Genomic DNA, 18,357 nt, shown 5'->3' with positions numbered 1-18,357 from the left:
TACCGGCGGCTGATCCGCGTACCGCCGTCCCACCGCTCGGGACCGCGGTACGCGAGGCCGGTACGGGCCACCGCTCGCGCACACCGGAACCGTCCGGCGGCCGTCGGTCCACCCGCGCGGGGGGCGCGTGGACCGACGGCGGCCGGGCTTCGTGCGTCCCGGGCTCTCGACGGCCCGTGTCCCGGCGTTGGATCATCGCGGGACCGGGCGACGGGGCCGGACGGACGGACCGAGGAGCGCACCCTCATGACCACCGCACACCAGCAGTTGTTCATCGCCGGAAGGTATTCGGAGGGGGCCGGGGGCGCCCGTACGGAGGTGACGAGCCCGGCCACCGGGGAGATCGTCGGCTCCTTCCCGCCGCCCACCGCCGCCGATCTCGACACGGCGGTACGCGCCGCCCACACGGCACAGCGGGAGTGGGCCCGGGTCAATGTCTGGGAGCGGGCCGAGGTCTGCCGCCGGATCGCCGGCGAACTCGACGCCCGGCGCGCCGAACTGGCCCGCCTTCAGACCCTGGAGCAGGGCAAGCCGCTCGCCGAGTCGATCGCCGACGTCACCGAGGCGGCGCAGCTCTTCCGGCTGCACGCGGAGGACGCCGTGCGGCTGCACGGCGAGACGCTGCCGTCCCGGGACGACTCGAAGCGGATGTTCACCTTTCACCGGCCGGTCGGGACCTGGGGGGTCATCACGCCCTGGAACTTTCCGCTGCTGATGTTCGCGGAGTTCGCCGCGCCCGGTCTCGCGACCGGGAACGCGCTGGTGGTGAAGCCGCCCGAGAACACCCCGCTGACGGTGCTGCGGGCGATGGAGGCGCTGGTCGCGGCGGAGCTCCCGGCGGGTCTGGTGAGTGTGCTGCCCGGGGACGGGGAGTTCGGTGACGCGCTGGTCCGGCATCCGGGGATCCACGCCGTCGGGTTCATCGGCTCGTCCGCGACCGGGTCGAAGATCACCGCGGCGGCGGGTCTGAAGCGGTCGCTGATGGAGTGTTCCGGCAACGGGCCTCTGGTCGTCCTCGCGGACGCGGATGTCGAGGCGGCGGCAAGGGCGGCGGTGGACGGGGCGTATCCGTGCGCGGGCCAGGTGTGCTGTGCGACGGAGCGGGTCGTCGTCCACACCGATGTACACGACGCTTTCGTGGCGGCGGTGCTGCGGGAGTCGGAGCGGGTGGTGCTGGGCGACCCGTTCGACGCGGGGACCCTGCTGGGTCCGCTGAACAACGAGGGCGTGGCGGCGAAGATGGACCGGCATCTGGCGGACGCGCGGGAGCGGGGCGCGCGGGTGCTGCGGGGCGGTCGGCGGCGGGCGGGGATGCCGACGGACCTGTATTACGAGTTCACGGTGGTCGACGGGGTGCCCGAGGACAGTCTGCTGGCGAAGGAGGAGTCCTTCGGTCCGGTCGTGCCGGTCATCACCGGCCGGGACGAGGACGATCTGCTGCGGATCGCCAACGACGACGCGCTGGGGCTCCAGGGCGCGGTCTTCACCCGAAGCATGACGTCCGCGTTCCGGTTCATGGAGGAGATGCAGGTCGGGCAGGTGCTGGTGAACGAGTCCAACAACTGGTGGGACATCAATATGCCGTTCGGCGGCGCGGGCGGCCGGGGCACGGGCTGGGGCCGGATCGGCGGCAAGTGGACACTCATGGATATGACGGACACCCGGACGGGAGTGATCAGCCTGTAGCGGTTGGCCCGGGCGCGGCGGGGGCGGGTGCCTCGGGGGCGGCCCGTTCCTCCGGCGCCTCCCGCGGCCGGTCGTGCTCGGCGAGCATGGCGCGGGTGAAGCCGAACCAGTAGGTGGCGGCGAACCCGGCGGCGTACCCGGTCAGCAGTCCGCCCCCGTACACGGCGGCCGTCGTCCACATCCCCTGGTCGCCGCGGAGCAGCGGGAAGAGGGCCCAGCCGGACGGGCCGATGGCGGTGGCGCCGACGTGGTCGCCGAGCATGGCGAAGACCCCGACGACACCGCCGCCGAACGCGCCCCCGACGCAGGCGGTCACGAACGGCCGCCCGAGCGGCAGGGACACCCCGTAGATGAGGGGTTCGCCGACGCCGAGGAGCCCGGCGGGCAGGGCGGACCGTACGGTGCCGCGTACGGCGGGGTTGCGGGGCAGCCGCGCGTACACCGCGACCGCCGCGCCGACCTGGCCCGCGCCCGCCATCGCCAGCATCGGCAGCAGCACGGTGGCGCCCTGCTGCTCGATGAGGGTGGCGTGGACGGGGATCAGGGCCTGGTGGAGGCCGAGCATCACCAGCGGCAGGAACAGCCCGCCGAGAACGAATCCGGCACCGGCCCCGCCCGCCGAGAGCAGCCGGTCGGTGGCCGCGCCGACGGCGGCGGCGACCTCCCCGGCGGCGTACATCAGCCCGTACAGGGTGACGAGCCCGGCGACGATCACGGTCACGGCCGGGGTGACCAGGACATCGAGCGCGGCGGGCACCCGGCCCCGGCACCAGCGCTCCACGCCCACGGCGACGAGGGCGGCGGCCAGCGCGCCCAGGACGCCGCCCTGGCCGGGGTGGAGCCGCTCCCCGAAGACCTCGATCCGCTCGACGCCGGGGAAGACGACGACGGCGGCGACCGCGCCCCCGAGTACGGGCGTACCGCCGAACTCGGCGGCCGTGTGGTAGCCGACGAAGACGGCGATCAGCGCCATGAAGCCGCCGGAGATCGCCGCGAGGGCGGGGGCGAGGCCCGGGGCGATACCGGAGTTGGTGAGGACTCCCGCGATCCCGGCGACGATGCCGCAGCCGACGAGGGCGGGGATGAGCGGCACGAAGACGTTCGCCACCCGCCGCAGCGCGCCCTTGAGCCCCTCAGATCGTTTCTCCGGCCCGCGCAACTCCTCGAAGGCGCCGGTCACCCGGCTGACGACACCGGGCCCGAGGACGATCTGGTACGAGTCCCCGTCCTCGACGACTCCGAGCACCGCGGGATGCCCACCCAGTTCGGTGTGGCGTACGGCGTCCCGGTCGTGGAGCCGGAGCCGGAGCCGGGTCATGCAGTGGGCCACCGCGCGGACGTTCCCGGGGCCGCCGACGTACTCCAGCAGGGCGCTCGCGGTGGCTCGGGGATCGCTCTCCTGTCCGGTCATGCGCGGATGTCTACCCCGGCCGGGGTGCTCCCGGTCGATCCGCCCGGCGGGTTCACCGGAGCGACGGCACCGCCGTCGGGGCCGGGGCCGCCCGGGTTACGGGCGGGCGGGGTACGGGCGGGCGGGACCACGGCGCCCGCCAGGTGGTTCTGCAACCGGGCGTGGCGGAACTGGTAGAGGGGGCCGACCCGGCGCAGCAGGCCGAGCCGGTGGGCGTCGGCCAGGAACGCCTGGAGCCGCCACGGCAGCCGCCCCCGGGCGGCGAGTACGGACCGGGCGAGGGTGTAGTGCGGCCAGGCGTGGGCGACCAGGGCCAGGGTCATCCCGATGGCGCCCCAGGAGAGCAGGCTGAACAGGACGTTCCGGGCCAGCTCGACGATCGGGCTCTCCCGGGCCTCGAACAGGTCGAGCGCCGCGTTGGAGACGGCCAGCAGGAACGCGCCGAGGACCGCGTTGACGACGGCGACGAGCCGGTCGGCCCGGACGGACGAGACGGCGGTGGTGAGGTCGTCGGCGGAGACGGTGTCCCGGGTCCACCGCAGGGCGGCCTGCCCGATACCGACGGCCGCGCCGAACGCCAGCCCGAAGGGCACCGCCGACCGCCAGATGTTCGCCTCTTCGACGTCGTACGTCTCGATCACGCCGTACAGCTGGAGGGTCGCGGCGCCCAGGGCGGCGGTGACGGCGACGGTGATCGCGGCGGACGGCAGCCGGCGGCGCCAGTGCCGGAGGGTGAAGGTGCCCTGGCTCGGCAGCTCCGGCGGGGTGGGCTCACCGGCGCTCAGGAGGACCATTAGCAGGGCGAAGCTGATCCAGCACAGACAGCGCAGCACGAACTCCACGCCCACCGGGTTCCCCGCCAGCACGCAGTCCAGCAGATAGACGACGGCGCAGCCCGCCGCGCCGCCGCAGACGGCGGAGACCCCCACGGCCACGCCCCGGCGGACACCGTTCCCGGTACGGTCCGTGAGCCGGGCGCCGGCCAGCTGGACGCAGATCAGGGCGACGACCCAGGGGGAGACCATCAGGGGCACGTTGAGCAGGAGTTCCGGTGTCTCCAGAATCGTGGCCTCCGCCTGCCAGATCAGCATGGGGAGGATCAGGGGGACCGACAGCAGGATCGCGACGAGCCCCCAGAGCAGGGCGCGGGGAGCGGGCCGTGAGGCGGCCGGGACCCAGCGGTACAGCCGCCACCAGGCGAAGTCGTAGGTGCCTTCGGCCTCCAGACGGGCCGCCAGATAGCCGAAGTACCGGTGGGCGTCCCTCGGGCCCCAGGGGCACCCGGCCGGGTCCCGGCGCCGGGCGCGGCCGTAGAGGGTGGGGAGGTAGGCGTCCAGCAGATGGTGTTCGACGGCCGGGGTGTCGGGGAAGCGCCGGTCGTCGGTGAGTTCGGCCGGGTCGCCGGGCGCGTCGGCGTAGACGGACCGGGCGAGCGACACCATCAGCGGATTGGTGAGCATCCGGGCGGCGGGGCCCGCGGGACGGTACCCCACATGGGCGGCCAGTTCGTCCCAGGAACGCTGGCGGGGTCCCGGCGGGGTGGCGAGCCGCAGCAGGGCGAGGGCGTCCCCGGGCCGTACCGGCGCTGGGGTGATCACCGCGGCCCCGGTCAGCACTCCGGCGTCGGCGACGGCCGCGGTGTAGTCGTCGGTACGGCAGGTGAGTACGAGGGGCGCGCGGGGGTCGAGGGTGTCGTTGAGGGCCGTGAGCACCTCGGCGCGGCCGGGTTCGGGGCGCTCGTCGAGACCGTCGAGTACGGGCAGGATGCGGCCGTCCGCGAGGAGGTCCCCGATCGCGGAGGGGCCGAAGGTCTCGACGTCGGCCAGGGCCGGATAGTCGGCGGCGATCCGGCGCCGCAGCCAGCCCCGCACGCTGTCGCGCGCCGGGTCGAACGAGGCGAGCGACAGCAGGACAGGGACCGGCTCGTCCGGGTCGCGGTCCCGCAGCAGGGCGAGGGTGAGCAGGACCGCGAGGGTCGTCTTGCCCGACCCGGCCGGGCCCAGGGCGACCAGTCGGCGGCGGGCCAGACCGCGGAAGGCGGCCGCCAACTCCTCCGGCGCGTCGGCCCGGCAGGTGACCGGGCCCCCGATGAGCTGCCGGTGGTCGCTGACACCGGGCCGGGGGCAGTCGGTCCACAGCACGGGCAGCGGCGCCGGGTCGAAGAGCTGCCGCAGCACGGCCTCGTCCTCCCACTGCGAGCGCACCAGCCGGGCCAGCAGCTCCGCGGCCTCCGCCACCTGCCCGGACGCGGACCGGCCGTGGCGGGGTCCGCGCCGCCAGGCCCAGACCGCCATCACACCGAAGAGTCCGATCGCGGCCCCGACCACCGACCCGGCGTTCCCGACGGCCTGGGGCCAGCGGGCCCAGACGGCCGAGAGACCGATCGTCAGTACGGCGCACGCGAGCCATGTCAGCGCCCATCTCGGCCGCATCGCCACCTCCGTGCTGTCGTGGGCCGGCCGCGGGGGCCGCGGCGTACGACGGGCATACGGGTGGGCGCATGGCGGGTCGTCGTACGGGCCACGAACCCCGATCGTCGTCGCGGGGCCTGCCCCGCCGCAGCCGTACGCCCCGGGCCCACCCGCACGGGTGACGGTCCGACAGCTCATCGGCGTACGGCGGCGGGTCGCCGCTTCCCGGTGCACAAGCACGCTCGGAATGGGATATGATCATCACAGAAGACGCGCCGGGGAGACCCGGAGAAGCGGCTCACGCGTTGGTGGTCCAAGGAAAGACACCCCACTTCCCGTGGGGGGATGCAGGTGCAAGGCCTGCCCAGCGCTCGGAAAGAAGGCCCCGGTCTCCACGAGGAGACCGGGGCCTTCTGCCGTATCCGTGTACGGAACGGGCCGGGGGTCCGGGGGGTCCACAGGGCCGGACGCGCGGCTTCGCGGACTCACCCCGGTCCCGCGCCCCCGGCGCTCGCGGCGCTCCCCGCGTCGAAGGCGGTACGGATCGCCCGGCGCAGTTCCTCGATCCGCGCGTCGGCGGGCCCGGTGCCGTCGGACGGTGTGTCGAGCCGGAGCAGCAGTGCGCAGATCCGGTCGTCGTACTCGGCCGAGTACCGCTCGGTCCCCGCGCAGCGACGGAACCCCTGACTCTCGATCAGCCGGTGCTGGCCGCCGTCCATACCGCTCAGACAGAGCAGCGCCGGGGCTTCCAGGGCGCGGGCCAGCGCCACGATCACCGCGACCGTGAAGCGGCCCAGCCCCCGGCCCCTGGCGGCCGGGTCCACGGCCAGGCGGCCCGGCTCCCAGACGGCGGCCGGGTGGGTGCCATGGGCGTGGAGGAGTTCCGCGTACGCCTCGGGGCCGAACTCCCGGGGTGCCCAGAAGTGCCCGGCCACGGCGGGCGGCGACAGCCGGGCACAGGCCACGAGCGGGGCGTCCGGCGCCGGGCCGGCGAAGACGGACACCTGGTAGGAGCCGAGGTCCTGGGCCTGTGCGTCGGTGTAGGCGCCCGCCGCGTCACGGAAGCCGGGGCGGCGGCCCCCGGCGTACAGGACGCGGGCGCGGAACGCCCGTATCGCCGTCAGTCCGGCGTCGTCGGCGTCCGTACGGCTGATGTCGAGCCGCAGGCCCTCCCGGGTCAGCCGGATCGCGCCGGGCGCGCTTGGCCCGCCTGGCGGGCCGGGGGCGAGGAAGGGCGTCGGCGCGGTCACCCGGCGGCCGTGCGGGTCGCCTTCGCGGCCGCCGCGTACGCCGCCACGTCCGCCGTGGCCAGGGCGACCGTCTCCGCGATGAAGCCGCCGTACGCCGCGAGCGCCCGCTGCCCGGCGTCGGTCATCGCGGGCAGCAGATACGGCTGCGCACCGAGCACCTCCCGCATCTGGCGCCGGTTGAACGCCGTGTGCGCGACGTCCAGTTCGACATGCTCGGCCAGGAAGCTGTACCGGCTCGGGTCCGGCCCCAGGACCCGGCGGCAGTTGTCCAGCAGCCGGGGCCCGACGACGACCGCGAGGCGCTCGATCTCGTACTCGACGGCGATCTGCGCCTGGGGCGTCGCCCCGCCGATGACCTCCTCGTGGAGTCCGGCATAGACGTGCGTGCTCCGCAGCGGCGCCTCCCCGAGCAGCGCTTCGGCGTCCGCCCGGCCGCCGAGGCGCTCGCCGATCCAGGCCGCGATCCGCCCGGCGTCGGCGACCATCAGCCCGTCGTGCCCGGCCTCGGCCCGCGCGTGTGCCTTCAGGGCGCGGCCGAGCCGCGGGCTGTCCCGCTTGACGCACTCCTCGCCCGCGCGGGTGATCCACGACTCGACGGGCGCGGTCATCGCCGTGCCGTGCGCGCTGTACCGCAGCATCCAGTGCGCGAACAGCGCCGGGTCGCAGTCCGGGGACATCACGGTACGGAGCGCCTCGGCGGACTCGAAGAGGTCGCGGTGCGGGGCGAGACCGGCCTCGTACGCGTCATACAAGTCGGTGGACGGGTCGGTGGACGGACCGGCGAACGGTTCTGCGGACGGATCGGTGGACGGTTCTGTGCTCATCGCGGGCCTCCGGGGCGAGCGGGTCGGAACAGGCCGTACGCGGACCCGCCGACGGGCCGCCCCTCAGGATCGCAGCGGCGGACGACGGAGGACAGACGCCGCCACCGGGTGATAACGGGGCGGAGGCGGCGGCACGCGCCCCGGGACCCACCTCGAAAGCGCTTACTGAACCCCCACTCCGCACACCCACTCCCTCCCCCATCGGAATCCAACCTTCCGGGATGCGGCATAGGCGAATTGCCCCGTCTTGACATGCGATATCCCGGCGATTCTCGGCGCCATCATTTGTATGATTGCGCAACAATTAGGTGTAGTGGACTAGACCTATCCCCCGTCGCCCGCCAAACTGTCGGCGTGAGACACGTCATCGCCCTCGATGTGGGCGGCACCGGCATGAAAGCCGCCCTCGTCGGGGTGGACGGCACGCTCCTGCACGAAGACCGGCGGGCGACGGGACGCGAGCGCGGGGCCGATGCCGTCGTGCAGTCGATCCTCGACTTCGCGGAGGAGCTGTTCGACTACGGAGTGGCCCAGTTCGGGCGGAGCGCCCGGGCCGCCGGGGTGGCCGTGCCCGGGATCGTCGACTCCGAGCGGGGGATAGCGGTCTACGCGACCAACCTCGGCTGGCGTGACGTACCCATGCGGGATCTGCTCAGCCGCAGGCTGCGCGGCATTCCCGTGGCCCTCGGGCACGACGTCAGGACCGGTGGGCTCGCCGAGGGGCGGATCGGGGCCGGGAAGGGCGACGACCGGTTCCTGTTCGTACCGCTCGGGACGGGCATCGCGGGCGCCATCGGCATCGAGGGCACCATCGAGGCCGGGGCCCACGGCTACGCGGGGGAGATCGGGCATGTGGTCGTACGGCCCGACGGACCCGACTGCGGATGCGGTCAGCGCGGCTGTCTGGAGACCCTCGCGTCCGCCTCCGCGGTGACACGTGCCTGGGCCGAGGCCAGTGGCGACCCGTACGCCGACGCCGCCGACTGCGCCAAGGCAGTCGAGTCGGGCGACCCCCGCGCGATCGCCGTCTGGCGGGACGCCGTGGACGCGCTGGCCGCCGGACTGGTCACGGCGCTCACCCTGCTGGACCCCCGGACCCTCATCATCGGTGGCGGACTCGCCGAGGCCGGGGAAACGTTGTTCACACCGCTGCGGGCCGCGGTCGAGGAGCGCGTCACGTTCCAGAAGCTGCCCGCCATCGTCCCGGCCGCCCTCGGGGACACCGCAGCGTGTCTGGGCGCCGGGCTGCTCGCCTGGGATCTCATCGCCACCGACTCGGAGGTAACCGCCTAATGGCCGCACGCGCCGCACTCGCCCACAGCGCAGCGGGCGCCGCTCGCGCCGACAGCACGATCCTCACCGGAGCCCGGGTCGTCCTGCCGAGCGGCACGGTCGAGAACGGGACCGTGACCGTCGAGGGTACGAAGATCTCCGCGGCCGGGGCGGCCCCCGCGCCCGAGGGCGCGCCCGTCACCGATCTCACCGGGCACTGGATCGTCCCCGGCTTCGTCGACATCCACAACCACGGCGGCGGCGGCGCTTCCTTCACCTCCGGCACCGCGGACGAGGTGCTCACCGGCGTCCGCACCCACCGCGAGCACGGGGCCACCACCGTCGTGGCGTCCCTCGTCACCGCCGACACCGGCTTCCTCGCCCGCCGCGCCGCCGAACTCGCCGGCCTGGTCGAGCAGGGCGATCTGGCGGGCATCCACTTCGAGGGCCCGTTCATCAGCCCCTGCCGCAAGGGCGCCCACAGTGAGGAGCTGCTGCGCGACCCCGACCCGGCCGAGGTCCGCAAGCTGATCGACGCCGCCCGCGGTACGGCGAAGATGGTGACCCTCGCCACCGAGCTGCCCGGCGGTATCGACTCCGTACGGCTGCTCGCCGAGCACGGCGTGATCGCCGCGATCGGCCACACCGACGCCACGTACGAGCAGACCGTCGAGGCCATCGACGCGGGCGCCACCGTCGCCACCCACCTCTTCAACGCCATGCCGCCGCTCGGCCACCGCGCCCCCGGCCCGATCGTGGCGCTGCTGGAGGACGAGCGGGTCACCGTCGAGCTGATCAACGACGGTACGCATCTCCACCCCGCCGCCCTCGAACTCGCCTTCCACCGCGCGGGCGCCGGACGGGTCGCCTTCATCACCGACGCGATGGACGCGGCGGGCTTCAAGGACGGGCTCTACCAGCTCGGCCCGCTGGCCGTCGATGTCACCGACGGTGTCGCCCGCCTGGTCGAGGGCGGCTCCATCGCCGGGTCGACCCTCACCCTGGACACCGCCTTCCGCCGCGCCGCGACCGTCGACCTGCTGCCGGTCGAGGACATCGTGCGGGCCATCTCGGTGAACCCGGCGAGACTCCTCGGCCTCGACGACCGCATCGGATCCCTGGAACCGGGCAAGGACGCCGACCTCGTCGTCCTCGACGCCGACTTCACGCTCAAGGGCGTCATGCGGCGCGGCACCTGGGTCGTGGAGCCCGAGTAACCCGAATAACCAGCCACGGTACGGGTCCGGGGCCGCGCCCCGGACCCGTACCGCCCTCCATCGATCCCCGCCGGATCCCGCCGAACCGCGCGCCGCGCACCACGGACGGCCCCGGGGGGTGGGCCAACCGACCGCCATTTGGCATGATCAGGACCGTAGCCGGAAGACGAGCAGTCCCGACGCGACCCGATGCCGATGGGGGTGGTGACCGCGATGGCGATCCTGACCGTCACTCTGAACGCCGCCCTCGACATCACCTACCGGGTCCCCGTCCTCACCCCAGGCACCAGCCAGCGCGTCTCCGACGTCCGTGAGCGCCCCGGCGGCAAGGGCGTCAACGTCGCCCGGGTGCTGGCCGCCCTCGGCCACGAGACCGTGGTCACCGGATTCGCCGGCGGCCCCGCCGGAACGGTTCTGCGCGAGCTGCTCGCCCCCCTCGCCCCGTACGACGCACTCGTCCCCATCGCCGGGAACACCCGCCGCACCGTCGCCGTCGTCGACACGAACGGCGGCGACACCACCCAGCTCAACGAGCCGGGGCCGGTGGTCTCGCCCGGGGAGTGGACCCGCTTCCTCGATACGTACGAGAACCTGCTGAAGGACGCCGATGCGGTCGCCCTCTGCGGCAGCCTGCCGCCCGGGATCCATGTCGGCGCCTACGCCGAACTGATCCGCCGCGCCCACGCCCGGGGCGTCCCGGCCGTCCTCGACACCGACGGCGAGCCGCTGCGCCGGGGCATCGCCGCCCGCCCCGATCTGATCAAGCCCAACGCCGATGAACTCGCCCGGCTCACCGGGGCCCGCGAACCGGTCCGCGCCGTGCTCGGCGCCCGGCGCCGCGGCGCCCGCGCGGTCGCCGCCTCCTTCGGCGCCGACGGGCTGCTCGCCGCCACCGCCGACGGGGTATGGCGGGCCGCGCCGCCCGCCCCGGTCCGCGGCAACCCCACCGGAGCCGGGGATTCCGCGGTCGCGGCCCTGCTCGTGGGGCTGATCGACGGACTGCCGTGGCCGGAGCGGCTGATCCGGGCCGTCGCCCTGTCCGCGGCCACGGTCGCCGCGCCCGCCGCGGGCGAGTTCGACGCCGCCGCGTACGAACGGCTGCTCTCCGACATCACCGTGGTCGAACACACGGAGATCAACTAGCACCGGTAGCAGGGGGAGACATGCCCGTCGTCAGTACGCGAGAGCTGGTCGAGTCGGCGGTGGCCGCCGGGACCGGGGTCGCCGCGTTCAACGTCATCACGCTGGAGCACGCCGAGGCCGTGGCCGAGGGCGCCGAGCGCGCGGGCCGGCCCGCCGTCCTCCAGATCTCCGAGAACGCGGTCCGCTTCCACGGCGGCAGACTCGCCCCGATCGCCGCCGCGACCCTCGCCGTCGCCCGCGCCTCCACCGCGCCCCTCGCGCTCCATCTCGACCATGTCGTCACCCCCGCGTTGCTGGAGGAGGCGCCCGGGGAGGGCTTCGGCTCGGTGATGTTCGACGCGTCGGCGCTGCCGTACGAGGAGAATGTCGCCGCCACCGCGCGGATGACGGCCTACGGGCACCGGCACGGCATCTGGGTGGAGGCCGAGCTGGGCCGGGTCGGCGGCAAGGACGGCGAGCCGCCGCTGGACGCGCACGCCCCCGGGGTGCGGACCGACCCGGACGAGGCCGCCGCCTACACCGCGGCGACCGGAATCGACGCGCTGGCCGTGGCGGTCGGGTCCTCGCACGCGATGACCGAGCGGACCGCGACCCTCGACCACACCCTGGTCAAGCGGCTGCGGGCGGCGGTCCCGGTACCGCTGGTGCTGCACGGCTCGTCGGGCGTCCCGGACGACGAGATCCGGGCCGCGATCGCCGCCGGCATGGTGAAGATCAATGTGGGGACGGCGCTGAACACCGCTTTCACGGGGGCGGTACGGGAGTATCTGGCCGCCCACCCGGGCACGGTCGACCCCCGGAAACACCTCGTCCCGGCTCGCGAGGCGATGGCCGGGACGGTGGCGGACTTCCTGGGGCTGCTGCCCCCCGGATGACCCCGGTCAGGGGCCCCGGTCAAACGCTCAGGAGGTCTCAGGTGGCTCGGTCAGGGGGTCTCAGGGGGTCCGGACTTCCAGCCAGTCGAGATTGACGTCGCACTGGTCGCCGGTCTCGCAGGAGATCTTGATCTCGTTCTCCCCGTCCTTCAGCGCCACCGGCGCCCAGGTGGTCTGCCAGTTCTTGTCGAGCGCCGGGTCGCTGGAGGAGATGAAGTTCTTCAGCCCGATGGGGTTGGTGTTCGCCTTGCCGTTGATGGTGAGCGTGGCGAGCGCGTCCTTGGCGGGGATCGTGTAGCGGACGTAGAGCCGGTACTCCCCCGCCTTCTCGATCTTCGCCTTCCAGGTCACGGACGAGCCGACCTGGTTGAACTGGGTGACATACGCGCCACCGGTGCCCTCGGCGCCCTTGATGGTGTTGTCCGTGGCCGCCGCGCCGCCGAGCTGGAGGGTGACCGCGTCCTGCTTGGGGAGCGGGGCGGTGTCGTCCTCGTCGTCCTTCGGCTTCTCGCCCTTGTCGTCCGGCTTCCGCTCGGAGGGGCTGGGGGAGGTGCCGCCGACGCTCTGGGTGTTCTCCGCGGCCTTCTTGTCGTCGTCCTTGGTGACCAGGGCGACGGTGATCCCCACCACGACGACGCCGACCACCGCGAGGGCACCGATCAGCAGACCCTTGGTGTTGGGTCCGCGGCCCCGGCCGCCGCCGGAGCCGTGTCCGCCGCCGGGCACCGTGGGCGGCCCCGAGCCGTGCCGGGCGGGCCCGCCCGCACCGGGGTAGGTCTCGGGCGCCGCGTACTGCGCGGTGGGCTGGCCGTACTGCTGCTGCCCGTACTGCTGCTGCGGCGGCGGATAGCCGTAACCCGGCTGCTGGGGGGCGTGCTGCTGGTGGTGACCGTACTGACGCTCGCCGACCGCCCGTACCTGGTTGTACGACGTCCTGGGGACGCCGGGCTGCGATGCGGGGCCGGGATAGCCGTAGCCCCCGCGGCCCTGGCCGGGCCTGGTCGCGCCCGCGGCCTGCCCGTCCTCGTACAGGTAGCCGAACGGGTCGTCGTCCTCGGGCGTGCTGCCGTTGGGCGTGCCTCCGCCGTTGTTCGCGGCCGTCATCCCTGTCACTCCTCACCATGTCGCCGGCGGTACGCCGACTCGGCGAGCCTACCCGGTTCGAATGAACCGATCGGTCGGTGTTGACCGTGATCGGTACGGACGGGACGGTCCCGGCCGGGCGTCCGTGCACCCGCTTCTCCCACAGAGCGTACGGACGTTGGACGCCGGGTCAATGAGCGGATGGACACAGGACGGGTACAACGCGCCCCGGCCGGACGGGAGGAACACCCGGGGGACCGGAGCGCGGCCGTCCGCCGCCGGGACCGGGACGCGGTACGTGCCACCGGGGTCAGCCCGCGCGCCGGTGCACCTTGGAGCGCGAGCGCTTCTCCACGTACATCCGCTCGTCGGCCGAGGTCAGCACCTCGTCCACGGTCATTCCGCAGCTCGCCCAGCCGATCCCGAAGCTGGCGCCGACCCGGACCGCCCGGCCGCCCGCCCTGATCGGCAGGACGATCGCGTTCCGCAGCCGTACGGCCAGGTCCTCGGCGTCCGCGATGCCCAGTCCGTCGGCGAGGACGACGAACTCGTCGCCGCCGAGCCGGGCGACGGTGTCCCCCTCGCGTACCCCGGTCGTCAGCCGCCGGGCGACCTCGATGAGGACCTCGTCACCCGCCTGGTGGCCGAACCGGTCATTGATCGACTTGAAGCCGTCGAGATCGCAGAAGAGGACCGCGAGCCCCTTCGTCCCGTCGTCGGCGCCGCCCTCGGGCGCGACGATATGGACGTGGTGGTCGTAGGGGTGGCCCGCCTGGCCGAAGGAGTAGCCCTCGGAGTTGAAGATCGCCTCGGTGTCGGCGTCGTAGTCGAAGGCGTAGTCGGCGCCGTCGTACTCGTAGTCGTACGTGCCGCCGTCCGCGGGCGGCGGGGCGCCCGGCGCCTGGGGCCGCTCGCACAGTTTGGCGCTGAGCCGGGACCGCAGTTCGGCGCTGTTGGGAAGGCCGGTCAGGGCGTCGTGGGAGGCGCGGTGCGCGAGGGCCAGCTCATGGCGCTTGCGGTCCTCTATGTCCTCGACATGGGTGAGCAGGAAGCGGGGGCCGTCGGCGGTGTCGGCGACGACGGAGTTGCGGAGGGAGACCCAGACATAGCTGCTGTCCCGCCGCCCCAGACGTATCTCGGCCCGGCCGCCCTCGGCGGAGGTGCGCAGCAGGGTGCCGACGTCCTCGGGGTGGACGAGGTCGGCGAAGGAGTAGCGGCGCAGTACGGAGGCGGGGCGGCCGAGGAGCCGGCAGAGCGCGTCATTGGTGCGCAGCAGACGTCCGTGCTGGTCACCGCCCATCTCGGCGATCGCCATACCGCTGGGGGCGTATTCGAAGGCCTGCCGGAACGACTCCTCGCTCGACCGGAGCGCCTGCTGTTCGCGTTCCAGCCGGACGAGTGCCCTTTGCATATTTGCTCGCAGCCGGGCGTTGCTGATCGCAATGCCCGCCTGGGACGCGTACATCTGGAGGGCTTCCTGGCCCCAGGGCCCGGGGCGGCGGCCGTTGCGGGGGCGGTCGACGGAGATGACGCCGAGCAGCTCGCGGTTGCCGCCGGAGCCGTGCATCGGCGCGTAGAGCCGGTCGCGGGGGTGCCATTCGTCGTCGAACCGGGGCTCGGGGCCCTCGGTGTGCCACTGCGGTACGTCGTCCTCGATCAGGACCCAGCCCTCGGTGTGCGGGATGAACCGCAGATCGCCCCAGGCCTCGCCCATGGAGAGCCGCCGTTCCCAGGAGGAGCGGGGGCCGACCCGGCCGGTCATCAGGGCCTCGGCGGCGGCGCTGCCGGCGAAGGCGGCGACGACGAGGTCGCCGTCGGAGCGGACGAGGTTGACGCAGGCGAGTTCGTAGCCGAGGCCGGAAACGACGCCGTCGGCGACGTTCTGGAGGGTGTCGGCGAGGCTGCCGGCTCCGGTGAGTTCAGCCACCACCTTGTGCAGCTGCCGCAAGGTCGCAAGGCGGACGTAGGGCTCCGACTCGGTCTCCATGCTCGCTCTCCCCGAGACCTCGACAGCAGACTCCAGGTATCTCTTCGGCCTTCGTGTTGCGGTCCTCATACGGTCGTTCCACGCCGGTTCGCCGGTGTGGTTTCCCGGCCACTGAATCACAGCGAGCTGTCCACCCGGTACACAGGGTCAACAAATACCGCCCTCTGTGACTCAAGTCACACGGAATGATGAGAGTATCCCGCTTGTACGGGGATGTGCTTTTGGCCTTTACCAGCGTTTTCGGAGTGCAAATCGGATATCCGTACGGAGGGCGACGGGGGCGTACGGGGAGCGCTTCCGGGGGCGTGACCGGGGCGCCCGGGGGGTGTCCGGTGGTGCCCTGGGGCCTGACGAGGCACCTGTTCCCGGGCGTCCGCGGCTCCTTGCGGGGTGCCGGTCGCTCCTTGCCCGGGATCCCGTTTCCACGCCGGGACCTTGGTCCTAGGACCAAGGCAGCCCCCGCCGCCCGATGCGACACCCCGTTTCGTCCGGTTAGCGTTCGGTGTGTGTTGCATACGACTCCCTCCAGCCCCGCTACCGGACGTGTTCCGGCCCCCGGCGTCCCCCATGCTGAGGGGGTGAGCAACGACGACTTCCGGGCGGCCATGTCCCGGCTGGCGGCGGGCGTGGTGCTGGTGACCGCGTTCGACGAGGACGCCGGACCGAACGGTGAGGACGCCGGGATGACGGCGACGGCCTTCGTCTCGGTCTCCCTGGACCCGCCCCTGGTCATGGTGAGTCTGCGCAATGGCTCCCGGATGGACGATCTGCTGGCGGAGCAGCCCCTGTGGGCGGTGTCGGTGCTCTCCGAGAGCCAGCGCCATATCGCGGGCCGGTTCGCGATGAAAGGCCGGTTGAGCGACCGCCTCCTCTTCGAGGACATCCCGTACCGGCGCGGCGGGATCAGCGGCTCCCCGCTGGTCGGCGGCGCCCTGGCGAACCTGGAGTGCCGTACGGAGCAGCGGGTGGTCGCGGGCGATCACACCCTGGTCATCGGCCGGGTGCTGTCGGTCGAGCTGCCGAGCGCGGAGGGCGGCCCGCTGGCGTACTTCCGGGGCCGGTACCGCCACCTGGGCTGAGCCGAGCCGCGCCTTGTACGCGCGGAGCCGCGCCGATACGTGCCGCGCCGAGCCGCACCGGGCGCCGGGGCGAAGGCCCCTACTCCGCCGGCTCCAGCAGCGCCGCGATCTCCGTGAACCCCCGCCTGCGGGCGTGCGCCAGCGCCGTGACGCCGTCCGCGTCCGCGAGACCCGGGGTGGCGCCCGCCGCCAGCAGGATCCTGACGACCTGCTGATGGGCGGGACCGCCGTCGCCGAGGAGTACCGCCTCCAACAGGGCCGTCCAGCCGAGGTCGTTGACATGGTCGACATCGATCGCGGTATCGCTCAGCACGGCCCGTACATACGCCACGTGCCCCCGCTCGGCCGCGGGGATCAGGGACACCCCGCCGAAGCGGTTCCGCAGCTCCACGTCCGGGTTCGCGGGCAGCAGGACCCGCATCATCGCCACACTGCCGGTCACGCCCGTCACCAGCCACGGGCTGTCGTGCCTGGAGTCCTGGGCGTCGGGGTCGGCGCCCGCCGCGACCAGGGCGCGGGCGGCCTCGACATGGTCGCCGACGGCCGCCAGCAGCAGCGGCGTACGCAGATCGCCGTCCCGCACGTCCGGGTCGGCGCCCGCGGCGAGCGCGGCCCTTACGGCGGGCGCTTCCCCGCGCCGGGCGGCGTCGAGCAGCTCGGCGGCGGCGGTGACGGCGTTCATCTGCGGACTCCCTGGGGTACGGCCCGGCGTACGGTGATCCGCGCGCCGTACCTCCACTCTGCGCCCCGGGGCGCCGCGGTGATGTCGCCGCACCGGCCACCCGGACGGGCCCGCCCGGTGGACCCCGGTGTCGTCCGATCGTCCGATGCGCGGGGCCTCGCCCGAGGGTGGGTTCAGGTCCAGTCGCGGCCGGACCGGCCGCGCTTGGTGTCGGCGCGCTGCTTCTTCTGCCGCAGCCGCCGCTCGTTGAGCCCGCGCGGGATCCGGGTCGGGCGGCGCGGCTTGGGCGGCGGCGCCGTCGCCTCGGCGAGCAGCGCGGCCAGCCGGACCGCGGCCGTCTCGCGATTGCGCCACTGGGAGCGGTGCTCGGAGGCGCGGACGGCGATCACCCCGCCGACCAGCCGTCCCGCGAGCCGGTCGAGGGCGCGTTCCTTCCACACCGGTGGCAGCGCTTCCGTGGCCGCGAGGTCGAAGCGCAGCTCGACCTGCGAGTCGCTGGTGTTCACATGCTGCCCGCCCGGCCCCGACGACCTGGAGAAACGCCACATGAGCTCGGCCTCCGGGAGGGAGACGGAACCGCGGATGACATAGGGCCCTGGCATGTCCCCATGATCTCGCGCGAACACGTGTCCGTCATCCCGTTTGTCCGGTGGAAGTGGGCTCAGGGGAAAGGTGTGGAACCCGTCACCCGTCTGTCGGCGTTATGGGGATCGGGGGTAGCTTCGGACGAGGCTCAGCCCACCCGATCCGGGACGAAACGTTTCCGGACCGGGCCCGAGACCCGGGAACGACGCGAAACACAGCTCACATAAGGGGATGTCCCACATGGCAGTAAGCCTGACCAAGGGCGGCAACGTATCGCTGACCAAGGAGGCGCCGGGTCTGACCGCCGTCACCGTCGGCCTCGGCTGGGACGTCCGTACGACCACGGGCACGGACTTCGATCTCGACGCCTCCGCGATCGCGGTGAACGCGGCGGGCACGGTCGTCTCCGACGCCCACTTCATCTTCTTCAACAACCGCGCGACGCCGGACCAGACCATCGTCCACACCGGCGACAACCGCACCGGCGAGGGCGGTGGCGACGACGAGCAGATCAACGTGGGTCTGGCGGCCCTGCCCGCCGACGTCGACAAGATCGTCTTCCCGGTCTCGATCTACGACGCCGTCACCCGCGCCCAGAACTTCGGCCAGGTGCGGAACGCGTACATCCGCATCATCAACCAGGCCGGCGGCGCCGAGATCGCCCGCTACGACCTGAGCGAGGACGCCGCGGTGGAGACCGCGATGGTCTTCGGCGAGCTGTACCGCAACGGCGCGGAGTGGAAGTTCCGTGCGGTGGGCCAGGGTTACGCGTCGGGCCTGGAGGGCATCGCGCGGGACTTCGGCGTCAACCTCTGACGCTACGGCTCCGGCGCTACGGCTCCGGCGCGGCGC

15 protein-coding genes are annotated in these 18,357 nt (G+C 73.3%); 7 read left to right on the top strand and 8 right to left on the bottom strand.

Translation table 11 applies throughout. From position 1 onward, the window contains the following. The first annotated feature begins 246 nt into the window (after positions 1–246). Positions 247–1,686, top strand: a complete 1,440-nt coding sequence (locus ACFXG1_RS03285; protein WP_384713253.1) for an aldehyde dehydrogenase family protein — start codon at positions 247–249, stop codon at positions 1,684–1,686. On the opposite strand, the gene ACFXG1_RS03280 is transcribed toward ACFXG1_RS03285, so the two are convergent. The 4 genes from ACFXG1_RS03280 to ACFXG1_RS03265 all read right to left on the bottom strand — a co-directional run bounded on the left by ACFXG1_RS03280 (position 1,676) and on the right by ACFXG1_RS03265 (position 7,582). Continuing rightward, on the bottom strand, positions 1,676–3,097 hold the full coding sequence (locus ACFXG1_RS03280) for a PTS transporter subunit EIIC (protein WP_384713256.1): 1,422 nt from the start codon (positions 3,095–3,097) through the stop codon (positions 1,676–1,678). The two genes, ACFXG1_RS03285 and ACFXG1_RS03280, sit on opposite strands and share 11 nt — an antisense overlap. Further along, complete coding sequence (locus ACFXG1_RS03275; protein WP_384713259.1) at positions 3,094–5,529, bottom strand: NACHT domain-containing protein; 2,436 nt, start codon at positions 5,527–5,529, stop codon at positions 3,094–3,096. The genes ACFXG1_RS03280 and ACFXG1_RS03275 overlap by 4 nt, the downstream gene beginning before the upstream one ends. A 464-nt stretch (positions 5,530–5,993) precedes the next feature. After that, positions 5,994–6,758: a hypothetical protein gene (locus ACFXG1_RS03270; protein ID WP_384713261.1), complete on the bottom strand. Its 765-nt coding sequence runs from the start codon at positions 6,756–6,758 to the stop codon at positions 5,994–5,996. Next, the gene (locus tag ACFXG1_RS03265) at positions 6,755–7,582 is read right to left on the bottom strand and encodes an iron-containing redox enzyme family protein (RefSeq protein ID WP_384713264.1); all 828 of its coding nucleotides are present in this window, start codon (positions 7,580–7,582) and stop codon (positions 6,755–6,757) included. Before ACFXG1_RS03265 ends, ACFXG1_RS03270 begins: the two co-directional genes overlap by 4 nt. A 354-nt stretch (positions 7,583–7,936) precedes the next feature. On the opposite strand from ACFXG1_RS03265, the gene ACFXG1_RS03260 reads away from it, so the two are divergent. From ACFXG1_RS03260 to ACFXG1_RS03245, 4 genes are all read left to right on the top strand, one after another. Then, positions 7,937–8,875, top strand: coding sequence for an ROK family protein (locus ACFXG1_RS03260; RefSeq protein WP_384713267.1), 939 nt, complete (start codon positions 7,937–7,939; stop codon positions 8,873–8,875). Then, positions 8,875–10,071: an N-acetylglucosamine-6-phosphate deacetylase gene (gene nagA / locus ACFXG1_RS03255; RefSeq protein ID WP_384713270.1), complete on the top strand. Its 1,197-nt coding sequence runs from the start codon at positions 8,875–8,877 to the stop codon at positions 10,069–10,071. Before ACFXG1_RS03260 ends, nagA begins: the two co-directional genes overlap by 1 nt. 213 nt (positions 10,072–10,284) lie before the next feature. Continuing rightward, positions 10,285–11,214 carry a 1-phosphofructokinase family hexose kinase gene (locus ACFXG1_RS03250; RefSeq protein ID WP_384740560.1) on the top strand — a complete coding sequence of 310 codons (930 nt, stop codon included), beginning with the start codon at positions 10,285–10,287 and terminating at the stop codon, positions 11,212–11,214. A 20-nt stretch (positions 11,215–11,234) separates the two neighbouring features. After that, positions 11,235–12,089 carry a ketose-bisphosphate aldolase gene (locus ACFXG1_RS03245; RefSeq protein WP_384718039.1) on the top strand — a complete coding sequence of 285 codons (855 nt, stop codon included), beginning with the start codon at positions 11,235–11,237 and terminating at the stop codon, positions 12,087–12,089. 60 nt (positions 12,090–12,149) lie between these two features. Here ACFXG1_RS03245 and ACFXG1_RS03240 read toward each other — a convergent pair whose 3' ends face one another. Both ACFXG1_RS03240 and cdgB read right to left on the bottom strand, forming a co-directional pair. Next, positions 12,150–13,193 (bottom strand): CBM35 domain-containing protein, encoded by a 1,044-nt coding sequence (locus ACFXG1_RS03240; RefSeq protein WP_384718037.1) that lies wholly within the window; start codon positions 13,191–13,193, stop codon positions 12,150–12,152. 289 nt (positions 13,194–13,482) lie between these two features. Beyond that, entirely contained in the window at positions 13,483–15,159 is a 1,677-nt protein-coding gene (cdgB, locus tag ACFXG1_RS03235) for a diguanylate cyclase CdgB (RefSeq protein WP_384718035.1), read from the bottom strand. A 506-nt stretch (positions 15,160–15,665) separates the two neighbouring features. Here cdgB and ACFXG1_RS03230 point away from each other — a divergent pair. After that, positions 15,666–16,238 carry a flavin reductase family protein gene (locus ACFXG1_RS03230; protein WP_384718032.1) on the top strand — a complete coding sequence of 191 codons (573 nt, stop codon included), beginning with the start codon at positions 15,666–15,668 and terminating at the stop codon, positions 16,236–16,238. Positions 16,239–16,317: 79 nt separating this feature from the next. Here ACFXG1_RS03230 and ACFXG1_RS03225 read toward each other — a convergent pair whose 3' ends face one another. Together ACFXG1_RS03225 and arfB are read right to left on the bottom strand one after the other, a co-directional pair. Beyond that, positions 16,318–16,920, bottom strand: coding sequence for an ankyrin repeat domain-containing protein (locus ACFXG1_RS03225; RefSeq protein WP_384718030.1), 603 nt, complete (start codon positions 16,918–16,920; stop codon positions 16,318–16,320). A 173-nt stretch (positions 16,921–17,093) separates the two neighbouring features. Next, on the bottom strand, positions 17,094–17,522 hold the full coding sequence (arfB, locus tag ACFXG1_RS03220; protein ID WP_384722362.1) for an alternative ribosome rescue aminoacyl-tRNA hydrolase ArfB: 429 nt from the start codon (positions 17,520–17,522) through the stop codon (positions 17,094–17,096). Between the two features lie 223 nt (positions 17,523–17,745). Here arfB and ACFXG1_RS03215 point away from each other — a divergent pair, with 223 nt between their 5' ends. Further along, a complete protein-coding gene (locus ACFXG1_RS03215) occupies positions 17,746–18,321 on the top strand; it encodes a TerD family protein (protein WP_384740553.1) in 576 nt (191 codons plus the stop codon). Positions 18,322–18,357: the final 36 nt, after the last annotated feature.

This window comes from Streptomyces sp. NPDC059248 (genome assembly GCF_042753905.1).
Classification (GTDB): Bacteria; Actinomycetota; Actinomycetes; order Streptomycetales; family Streptomycetaceae; genus Streptomyces.
Note: the sequence above shows the minus strand (reverse complement) of the source record. Positions and strands in the feature narration are given on the sequence as shown.

Excerpts from the sequence above, each read along its gene's own strand:
- ACFXG1_RS03285 (WP_384713253.1), top strand. The coding sequence starts at position 247 with ATGACCACCGCACACCAGCAGTTGTTCATCGCCGGAAGGTATTCGGAG.
- ACFXG1_RS03280 (WP_384713256.1), bottom strand. The coding sequence starts at position 3,097 with ATGACCGGACAGGAGAGCGATCCCCGAGCCACCGCGAGCGCCCTGCTG.
- ACFXG1_RS03275 (WP_384713259.1), bottom strand. The coding sequence starts at position 5,529 with ATGCGGCCGAGATGGGCGCTGACATGGCTCGCGTGCGCCGTACTGACG.
- ACFXG1_RS03265 (WP_384713264.1), bottom strand. The coding sequence starts at position 7,582 with ATGAGCACAGAACCGTCCACCGATCCGTCCGCAGAACCGTTCGCCGGT.
- nagA (WP_384713270.1), top strand. The coding sequence starts at position 8,875 with ATGGCCGCACGCGCCGCACTCGCCCACAGCGCAGCGGGCGCCGCTCGC.
- ACFXG1_RS03250 (WP_384740560.1), top strand. The coding sequence starts at position 10,285 with ATGGCGATCCTGACCGTCACTCTGAACGCCGCCCTCGACATCACCTAC.
- ACFXG1_RS03245 (WP_384718039.1), top strand. The coding sequence starts at position 11,235 with ATGCCCGTCGTCAGTACGCGAGAGCTGGTCGAGTCGGCGGTGGCCGCC.
- ACFXG1_RS03240 (WP_384718037.1), bottom strand. The coding sequence starts at position 13,193 with ATGACGGCCGCGAACAACGGCGGAGGCACGCCCAACGGCAGCACGCCC.
- cdgB (WP_384718035.1), bottom strand. The coding sequence starts at position 15,159 with ATGGAGACCGAGTCGGAGCCCTACGTCCGCCTTGCGACCTTGCGGCAG.
- ACFXG1_RS03225 (WP_384718030.1), bottom strand. The coding sequence starts at position 16,920 with ATGAACGCCGTCACCGCCGCCGCCGAGCTGCTCGACGCCGCCCGGCGC.
- arfB (WP_384722362.1), bottom strand. The coding sequence starts at position 17,522 with ATGCCAGGGCCCTATGTCATCCGCGGTTCCGTCTCCCTCCCGGAGGCC.
- ACFXG1_RS03215 (WP_384740553.1), top strand. The coding sequence starts at position 17,746 with ATGGCAGTAAGCCTGACCAAGGGCGGCAACGTATCGCTGACCAAGGAG.